Source organism: Oscillospiraceae bacterium (genome assembly GCA_015067255.1).
GTDB lineage: Bacteria > Bacillota > Clostridia > Oscillospirales > SIG519 > SIG519.
The window spans coordinates 64711-73747 of record SVMS01000003.1; the positions used below are offsets into that span (position 1 = coordinate 64711).

Genomic DNA, 9037 nt, shown 5'->3' on the forward strand with positions numbered 1-9037 from the left:
CAGTTCGCAAAGCGAACTGATTACATTCCGCTAACGTGGATTACATACCAACCCTTCGGCTTGGATAAAAATAAGACAGTCCGAAGACTGTCTTATTTTTGCGAAAGAGCGACTAAAAGGTGCGTAAAGTGGGGTAAGAAAGACTAAAAGTAACATTACTCATTTACTTTTTTGTGATTTTAACTTTAGCATCGGGTGAAACATTATAAGTTTTGCAGAAGTTTTGATTGTAGGCGCATATGCTTAAACTGTGTTCGTTTGAATCGTAAAACAATTGTAATTTACCTTCTTCTGCAATTGCTTCGTCAACCAGTGGCATTTCCGCTTTAAAATCACCGACAGTTACTACAACCATATCACCAATATTAGCATACTCAAACAATTTTTGAGGCATAATATCAAGCTGTGCCATTCCATTGTCTGTTTGGGATACAATACCGCCCTTTGTCAGATTCCCATTACATGCAGTAAGACAAAAAAACGGAATGATGACAAAGAACAATACAAGCAATTTTTTCATTTTCCATTCTCCTTTGCAGTGTTGATGGAAGAAATCAGCATAACACGAAGACTTATACAAGCGGTGTCAAGAACTTTATATTCTTCTTCAGATATGTAATTTGTTTTGAACAGCAGTTCCAGCCAATATCCCGTTTCATTTGCTTCCTTGAGTGCGATTTGAAGCTTGGCAATAAAGTCAGCTTTGCCGTGAGCATACTGCGCTTCACGGATGTTGGCTCCAATGGAAGTGCCACTTCTGCCGATTTGGTTAGAGATAATAGATTCACGCTTTTCTTTTAGGCATTTGACAAGGTTAATAATGGACACTGCAAAATCCATTGATTGCGTTCTCAATTTGCTTTCCGACATAATAACACCTCCGTTTCGTATAAATTATACCATAAAACTTGTTAGCTTTCAATAATTAGTGAAGTTTGGGCTGCGCCCAAGTGAAGATATGCCTACGGCATAGTGAAGTATTGCGACATTGGTGCAAAGTGAAGTTAAGTGTTCCGCATATCGTGCCGAAGGCACACTTCACGCACGAAGTGTGCTTCACGTCCGAAGGATACTTCACGTTCCGAGCAAGCGGAACACTTAGTTCAAAAAAAGAACCTTTGTCTTGGTAGACAAAGGTTCTTTTTTTGTTGGCGCGCTGCAAGGGATTCGAACCCCTGACCTACTGGTTCGTAGCCAGTCACTCTATCCAACTGAGCTAGCAGCGCATAAAATGCTGACATATTTTCACCCGATTTCTAAAAATCTGGTGCTGGTGGCCGGGGTCGAACCGGCACGGGTATCGCTACCCACGGGATTTTAAGTCCCGGGCGTCTGCCTGTTCCGCCACACCAGCATGAATTTTCTGTCAGCCTTAAAATACTATCACACATCAGCCTTTTTGTCAATACCTTTTATAAAATTTTCATTTTAAAGTTTTATAAATCTACTTGTAATGCTTTAATTACACAAAAATTATCCGAGACTCGCTGTTTTTAAGCAAATCTCGGATTTTCATTAACTTTTTACAGCCGTTTTTGAACAATGCTATAACATTTTTCGTTTTCAAAAACGACATTTCCTTATTTTATTTATTTTCTGCTTCTTTTTTGCCGTTTAAAAGCTGACGGCGAAATTCAAATTCACGCTTTTCTTTTTGAATTATAGCATCTAATATCATTCCGCTGAAAAAGGAAAGTATTGCCGCCAATACAACAAATCCGCACACTACCAAAGTAGGAATACGGGAGACAAGACCTGTAATCAAAAACGGAACAAATACCAATGGGATAAATACAGCTGCCGAAATAAGAATTAAAATTAAAGACAAAACCGAAAAGAAGGAAAATGGCTTATAGTTTTTCCAAAGTCGTGCTATTGTTTTTAATACCTTTATACCATCTGACACTGTGTTAAGCTTAGACTCACTGCCTTGGGGACGGTCCTTATAATTGATGATTATATTTTCTAATTGCATATTTTTATCAATAGCATGTATGCTCATTTCCGTCTCTATTTCAAAGCCACGGGACAGTACAGGAAAGGTTTTGACAAAGTCGTAGCTGAAAGCTCGGTATCCTGTCATAATATCCTTTATTTCGCTTTTAAATATAGAGTTTACACCTGCTCTGACAATAACATTTCCCATATTGTGAAACGGTCTTTTATTCTCGTTAAAATACGTAGAGGAAAGACGGTCACCCACAACCATATCTGCATTTTTGTTTAAAACAAGATCTACCATAGCCTTTACATCTGATGCGGGATAGGTGTCATCACCGTCTACCATAATGTAACATTTCGCATCAATTTCTCTAAACATACGTCGTACAACGTTTCCTTTTCCCTGCTTATACTCATATCTAACAACAGCGCCTGCTTTTTCAGCTAATTCTGCTGTACCATCGGTAGAATTATTGTCATATACATAAATTGTAGCTTCAGGTAGCTCCGCTTTAAAATCTTTCACCACTTTTTCGATAGTTTTACTTTCATTATAGCACGGAATTAATACTGCAACATTTTCCATTTTTACACTTCTCCTTTATTTTTAAAATCAATTGCCGATGCCAGCAATATTGGACAAATAATACAGAAAGGATATAGATACCGATAAAGAACTACCGGCCCTAACAAAAGAGTTAACACCAAACCTAAAGCAAAGCTTATTGGCACAAAATGCTTATATTTTTTATAATAGACACACATTGCAATATATATAATCAACATCCATAAAGGCAAAGCAGAGCTAAACAGCATTGAAATAACAGGGGTTTTCTGATAGCTATTTTCATATGCCAGTTTATAATATTTTTCGTGTAAGTCTTTAAAGGCTATGGGTGTCTGCTTTAGTAAAAGAAACTTGTTTTCGTCATACTTTTCCAAAACGCCTGTAGGATAATATTCCCAATAAGGATGATATGCCTGAGGGTCTCGGTAGTTCATATCTGGATACCAGTAACCGATTGTAATACGGGCAAAGGCATCAATATAGACTACAGGACATTTTATTCCCACCTTAATCCAAAGCTTTATAAATTCCAATGGGTTCTTTTTTACTCTTTCGGTATCAAGACATCCCTTCATAATATCTGAAATGGAAGAATTGACTGTATATATCTCATATTGAGGAATATACTCTTTTATAAGAGCACTTTCTTCTTCAAGCTCATCCTCACTGTATACCATTGCTCTTGAAAGCTGCACACAAGGAATACTCATCATTTCCCTCAGAGAGTTGGCTTTTACTCCGCCCAACAGAGAAGATACAGGACCTGAATAAACACCTATAAGCACTATTGCAGATAAAAATACGAGAAAAACATTTTTCTTATATTTCCAAAGCAATATCAATGCAAAAATAGCTGTTATAATTATAATATAAATTCCTTGATTTCGAAATGCTGACATAAAAAATAGCACAGCCCCAAAGCAAACAATAAATTTGACTGACTTTATCAATTCAGGATTATCGGCAAGTAACATTAACATCATAAACGCCAACGCAAAGAAAGCAGCAAACAAAACATCTTTAGTGGCTGAAAATGCCATTATCGGATTAGTAGGCAAAAACATAAAAATCAGCAAAACGGCTAAGCTTACAATTTTCGAAGCACGTTTCTTTATAAAGCAAGAATATATTGCCGCAAAGGTTGCAGAAAGACAAAGCATCTGAAATACAGAGTAACAACACATTCCCGCCTCATAGCTTCCCAAAAGATTACCCAGAGTTACAACACAAAAGCCTAAAAGATACGTGTGTATCAGCGGATGATGAAGAGATATTTCACCTGATCGATAATAATTAACCTGAGAAATGCTGTCATACCCATATACTCCTGGGTATGATGCCAATAAAGAAGGAATCCAAGCTACAAAAATAATTATCCAGACAACAAAAAAGCTTTTCTTAGCCGACCATTCTTTTTTTTGCAGAGGTGTTTTTAATGAAAACAAACGATACTCTCTCAGCTCAGGCAAATATTTAATTATCAAAAGAACAAGTGAATAGAAAACAGGAAGAATTGCTATAATGTTTCTCCAGCTTTCCAAAAATAATATTTCAGTCTTACCGTTAACATACATATTTCTGCCAAATACCATAAACATAGAAAAAAGAAGTCCTGTTATAACCGAGATAACAGACAAACGTTTTTCAAAATTTAACAAAGCTGAACGTATAAGAAAAAAATATCCAAAAAAAATTAAAAGGCTGAAAATGCTGTTGCTTATAGAAAAAGCACTCAGCTCATCTTTTAAAAGTTCAGGAGTTACAAGCGTTGGAAACAAAGCTAATATAAAGCTGATAATACCTATCAGACTTTTTTTATTAATAAAAATCTTTTTGCTAAACAGATGCATAAAGCTGTTCCTCCAAAAAAATCTAACATAATATTTTAAAAATTATATAAAAATATTATATAGAAAAACCCATTATTTGTCAAGGCAGATGACCCGAAACTATAAACAGAAAAAGGGAATGTAAAAACTTTTTCGTTTTTCACAACCCCTTTTTCAAGTTTTTTTGTATCTCCTATTTTATCCCTGACAGTATTTTGCTCTTTCTCCGCCTATATATTTCGGACGGGTGCGTGCGCATACAAGGCTTGCTTTACCTATGCAATTGACACTAAGCCTTACAGGTACGGCAACTCTCTTAAGATGCATTCCGATAAGGGTGTTTCCTATGTCCATTCCCGCATCGGCTTTAATTTCTTCTACTGCAACAGGCTCATCAAAGCTTTTATATGCGGTTGTGGCAAAGGAACCGCCGGCTTTGGGCTGCGGAACTACACTTACAATTTCTAAATTTTTCTTCTGAGCAACACTTTTTTCTATAATAAGTGCTCGGTTTAAGTGCTCACAACACTGTGCGGCAAGAAAAATCCCCTCTTGCTTTAATACAGAATATATTCCCTCAAAAACTGCCTGAGCCGCTTCAATGCTTGAATTTTTGCCTATTTTATCTCCGATAATTTCACTTGAGGAACAGCCTACAACAAGCAAATCTCCCTCTTTTAAACCTGCTTCCTTAATAAGCTCTAAAGCTGCTTTTTCAGCCTGATTTTTAATATTTTCCATAAATATTCTCCTAAAAATAGAGTGCCGAAATAATTTTCAGCACTCTTATTATACTATATTTTTTTATTAAAATAAAGAGGTTTTTTCAATAATATTCATAAGTGTCAGATGCGCTGTAGAAAAAGCAAACAGCGCCGACATTGAGCCTAAAATAATTTCTTCAACGGTATGTCTTTTAAGCTTGAGAGATGCCCATACTACAAGCATAAAAACAGATACGCAGGGAATGGAGAAAAATACGCCTTCAAAAAATACAAGGAAAATCAACGGGCCCGCTATTGCGCAGGTGTGTCCGCTTGCTCTTTTTTTAATGAGCTTATTGAAAACAGTAAGGATAATAACTGAGTAAAAATAAGAAAGGTATATAAGCATAAGACCTTTTCCAAGCTGTGCAAAAAAGGCGTATCCCATTGCCAAAGTATAGCCTGCAATACTCAGAATAAAAGCTAAATTTCTCTCTCCCTCTCTGCCCTTTTCCTTTAATTTGGGCACTACTGCGCATATAGGATATGCCAGTACAGGAATAATTGCAAAAAAGATAAGCGAGCAGATAAGCTGTTCAAAATTTGCAAAAATTTTGTTATCGAAATAAAAAATTAAAAACATTGCGCTTACCATAAAAGGAGGTACAGATACCACTCTTATAAGCTTTGCAAGCTTTGATTTCAGCGGTTTTTGTTTTGATATAGCTTTTGTGTAATTATCAGTCATTTCTTTTATCACCCCAGAAAAATACGGCAACTGTGCCGGGACCACTGTGACTTCCTATTGTTGTTCCTATGCTGTTTATAAGTACTTTACCGTTAAGCTTTGGAAAGCTTTCCTCTATAATTTTTGCAACTGCTTTTGCATCCTCGATACATTTTGAATGTGAAATAAAGCATTTGCCGTCATAATCTGTTTTGTTTCGTGCGTGTTCCTTCATCATCTGCGCAATTTCAACAATAACATTGTTCTTGCCTCTGATTTTTTTACGTGGCACAAGATGTCCTTCTTTATCAACATTTAACAAAGGACAAATTTTAAGCATTGTTCCGAACCAACCCGAAGCCTTGGAAATTCTTCCGCCCTTAACGTAAAAGGTAAGGTCTGTTGAGAAAAACCAATGATGCATCTCCAACTTATGCTCTTCAATCCAGTTTTGAAGCTCTTCCATAGTTTTTCCGCTGTCCCTTAAATCTGCCAGAGTATCCATAATAAGTCCATAACCCGAAGACGCGCCCAAAGAGTCTACAATTATAATTTTACGCTCGGGATATTTACTTCTTAACTCCGATGCTGCAATATTTGCAGAATTACAGGAGCCGGAAAGGCCTCCCGATATGCTTACGTGAAGAATATCCTTACCCTGTTCTAAAAACTTTTCAAAATATTCCTGATATTCATCAACATTTATTTGAGATGTACTTGTATCTGCGCCGTTTTCCATAGCCTCATAAAATTTATCATAAGAAATGGTTTTTCCAAAATCATCAAAATAATGTACCGAGTCCAGATAAAAATGAAAATATATATAATTTATATCTCTGCTTTTCAAATGCTCCTCTGATAAATCTACTGTTGAACAACAGCTTAACACATAATTTGACATATGTTTTTTCTCTCCTTTTTCATATTGCACGCATTTCGCCTTGATTTATGAAAAAATTATACCCTGAACCCATTGAAAAAATCCACCTATTTTGGCAAAAACAAATTCTACTATTGTTTTTCTTGTTTGAGAATTAAAAAACGCAACTCTCAGAATTTGAGAATTGCGTTTTTATCGGCCTATACAGTCATTTTTCCTGTTGAAAAATGTCGATACATCAGGTATTAAGTTGTTAATTATAATTTTTAAATTAAATTGTCAATATGCTTATTTAATCTTTTTGATTTTAGTATCACGGTATTTTTTCGGAGAAATTCCTACCTCTTTTGTAAATACCTTTGTAAAATAGCTCTGGTCCTCAAAGCCGCAAAGACCTGCAATATCAATAAGACTTATGCTGCTGTCCTTTAAAAGCTGTTTGCTTTTTTCTATTCTTACGCTGTTTATATAATTGCTCAGTGTCTGATTTGTTTCCTCTTTAAATATTTTCGAAAGATATGTACGGCTTAAGAAAACCTTACTTGAAATTTCTTCTAAAGTAAGCTTTCTGTCATAATTCCGTTTAACAAAATCCATTACCTTATAAACAGTATTAGAATGTTTGATTTGTGTAAAATCAAAGGTGTAATTTATAAAGCGGTGCATAATCTGAGTTATCCAGGCGCTCAGCTCTTCAATGTTGGAAATTTTCTCTATCTCTTTTATGTAGTTTGTATTAAACTGCAAAATTTCATTTATATCTGCCCCTGCATCAATGGTTGCCCTTGACATAAGCACTATAAGCTCTAAAAGACGGGCTTTGATAAGCTCTACATCATAAGCGCTTGAGAAATATATCTGACCTAAAATTTCGTTTAAAAGCTGTTGAGCTCCTGCCTTATCCTTACTTTTTATCAGTTGCTCCAATCTGTTTTCTCCGTCAATCAAAACCCTTGTATCCTGCTCAAGCTTTTCAGCTTGCTCATATAAGGTGTTGAGCAGTTTTTCCTGAGAATAAACCTGAGCCTTTAATGAGGATTGAGGCGAATCAGAAAGATATAATGCCGTAGAATACATAAGCTCTGCCAAATCGTTTACTCTTTTGGTTGAAAAAACGCTTATTTTTTCAAAGGACTCACGGTATTGGAAAAGCTCGGGAGCACTTAAAAAATCGTCTGCATTATCCATAACTATAGGTCCGCAAACAAGACCTGCGCTCATTTCTCCGTTTTCGCCGTAAACGCACGCCGCCACAAAAACGAGTGCCAAAGGACAGTAATAAATATATCTGCCGTCCCAACGGTAAGCCTCGCTACAACCGTAAAGATGCGCATTTTTCATTTGGCATTTGTCATTTTTACATATATCACAAAAGATAAAATCCTTATATTCTATGCTTTGAGAATGAGTGTCCATTATAAAGCACGGAACCTGGCAAAGCCCCTCAATGTGCTTTGCATATTTTTTGCATTTTTCAAAAAGCTCGTCCTTCATAAAACTCACTCCCCAAAAACAATATTCTTTTTGAATTATATCATTTTAAATTTGAAAAATCAATTACCGCTGGACAATTTTTCGAAAATATGTTAAAATATATTATATATTATTTTTTTTGGAGAAAGATATGGAAGAGCTAAAGAAAATCTTTGCTGAAAATTTAATATATTTAAGAGGCTTAAAGCACTTGACTCAGTTTGAATTAGGCGAAAAACTCAACTATTCGGATAAAGCTGTTTCCCGTTGGGAAAGAGCCGAAGCAATTCCCGATGCCTACGTGCTTATGCAGTTAAGCAAGCTTTTCAACGTAACTGTTGACTACCTTTTAACCCCTCATTCCCCCGAAGAAGCGGAAAAGGTTGAAAAGCTGTTGAAAAAAGCTCAATTTAACCGCAAAATAATTACAACTATTTCTTTTTTGGGCGTCTGGTCTATTGCTCTTTTAATCTTTATAATTCTTTTCCTTGTGGGAAAAACTTACTGGATTACTTTTGCCTATGCTCTCCCCGTTTCTTTAATTGTGCTGCTTGTATTCAATTCTATATGGGGCAAAAAGAAAAATAATTTCTATATCATTTCTCTTTTTATCTGGAGTGTTTTCTTTTGGATTTATTTTGCACTTTTCAGCTATAATCTTTGGCCGCTGTTTATTTTGGGTGTCCCCGCGCAGATAATAACCTTCCTGTGCTTCCAAATCAAAAGAAGCTCCAAAAAATAATTTTCTAAAGCTAACCGCCGTTTTCAAAATGAAAACGGCGGTTTTTAAATTATGGTGAGTTATACTATCAAGTGCAACAGTTAAATAAAAAAAGACAGCTCATATAAATCTATGGTATAATGTAAATGCGACTAAACAAAAACCAAGGAGAATTCATATGAGCTACACCCATC

The 9037-nt window shown here is 35.7% G+C and carries 9 protein-coding genes and 2 tRNA genes; 1 reads left to right on the plus strand and 10 read right to left on the minus strand.

Translation table 11 applies throughout. The features are described from left to right. Positions 1–163: 163 nt before the first annotated feature. From E7480_01720 to E7480_01765, 10 genes are all read right to left on the minus strand, one after another. Complete coding sequence (locus tag E7480_01720; GenBank protein ID MBE6903309.1) at positions 164–520, minus strand: hypothetical protein; 357 nt, start codon at positions 518–520, stop codon at positions 164–166. Next, positions 517–870, minus strand: a complete 354-nt coding sequence (locus E7480_01725) for a four helix bundle protein (protein MBE6903310.1) — start codon at positions 868–870, stop codon at positions 517–519. Before E7480_01725 ends, E7480_01720 begins: the two co-directional genes overlap by 4 nt. 279 nt (positions 871–1149) lie before the next feature. Continuing rightward, positions 1150–1226: transfer RNA gene (locus E7480_01730), tRNA-Arg, on the minus strand. Positions 1227–1265: 39 nt separating this feature from the next. After that, positions 1266–1354 (minus strand) — tRNA-Leu (locus E7480_01735). Positions 1355–1585: 231 nt separating this feature from the next. Then, complete coding sequence (locus E7480_01740; GenBank protein MBE6903311.1) at positions 1586–2527, minus strand: glycosyltransferase; 942 nt, start codon at positions 2525–2527, stop codon at positions 1586–1588. A gap of 2 nt (positions 2528–2529) precedes the next feature. Next, entirely contained in the window at positions 2530–4359 is a 1830-nt protein-coding gene (locus tag E7480_01745) for a hypothetical protein (GenBank protein MBE6903312.1), read from the minus strand. 177 nt (positions 4360–4536) lie between these two features. Continuing rightward, positions 4537–5079 carry a TIGR01440 family protein gene (locus E7480_01750; GenBank protein MBE6903313.1) on the minus strand — a complete coding sequence of 181 codons (543 nt, stop codon included), beginning with the start codon at positions 5077–5079 and terminating at the stop codon, positions 4537–4539. 66 nt (positions 5080–5145) lie between these two features. Continuing rightward, the gene (locus tag E7480_01755) at positions 5146–5790 is read right to left on the minus strand and encodes a hypothetical protein (GenBank protein MBE6903314.1); all 645 of its coding nucleotides are present in this window, start codon (positions 5788–5790) and stop codon (positions 5146–5148) included. Then, positions 5783–6670, minus strand: coding sequence for a DegV family protein (locus E7480_01760; protein MBE6903315.1), 888 nt, complete (start codon positions 6668–6670; stop codon positions 5783–5785). The genes E7480_01755 and E7480_01760 overlap by 8 nt, the downstream gene beginning before the upstream one ends. A 267-nt stretch (positions 6671–6937) precedes the next feature. After that, entirely contained in the window at positions 6938–8143 is a 1206-nt protein-coding gene (locus tag E7480_01765; protein MBE6903316.1) for an AraC family transcriptional regulator, read from the minus strand. A gap of 130 nt (positions 8144–8273) precedes the next feature. Here E7480_01765 and E7480_01770 point away from each other — a divergent pair, with 130 nt between their 5' ends. Continuing rightward, positions 8274–8864, plus strand: coding sequence for a helix-turn-helix transcriptional regulator (locus tag E7480_01770; GenBank protein ID MBE6903317.1), 591 nt, complete (start codon positions 8274–8276; stop codon positions 8862–8864). Positions 8865–9037 lie beyond the last annotated feature (173 nt).

Coding starts and splice junctions, on each gene's coding strand:
- E7480_01765 (MBE6903316.1), bottom strand. CDS start 8,143: ATGAAGGACGAGCTTTTTGAAAAATGCAAAAAATATGCAAAGCACATT.
- E7480_01755 (MBE6903314.1), bottom strand. CDS start 5,790: ATGACTGATAATTACACAAAAGCTATATCAAAACAAAAACCGCTGAAA.
- E7480_01745 (MBE6903312.1), bottom strand. CDS start 4,359: ATGCATCTGTTTAGCAAAAAGATTTTTATTAATAAAAAAAGTCTGATA.
- E7480_01720 (MBE6903309.1), bottom strand. CDS start 520: ATGAAAAAATTGCTTGTATTGTTCTTTGTCATCATTCCGTTTTTTTGT.
- E7480_01770 (MBE6903317.1), top strand. CDS start 8,274: ATGGAAGAGCTAAAGAAAATCTTTGCTGAAAATTTAATATATTTAAGA.
- E7480_01740 (MBE6903311.1), bottom strand. CDS start 2,527: ATGGAAAATGTTGCAGTATTAATTCCGTGCTATAATGAAAGTAAAACT.
- E7480_01760 (MBE6903315.1), bottom strand. CDS start 6,670: ATGTCAAATTATGTGTTAAGCTGTTGTTCAACAGTAGATTTATCAGAG.
- E7480_01725 (MBE6903310.1), bottom strand. CDS start 870: ATGTCGGAAAGCAAATTGAGAACGCAATCAATGGATTTTGCAGTGTCC.
- E7480_01750 (MBE6903313.1), bottom strand. CDS start 5,079: ATGGAAAATATTAAAAATCAGGCTGAAAAAGCAGCTTTAGAGCTTATT.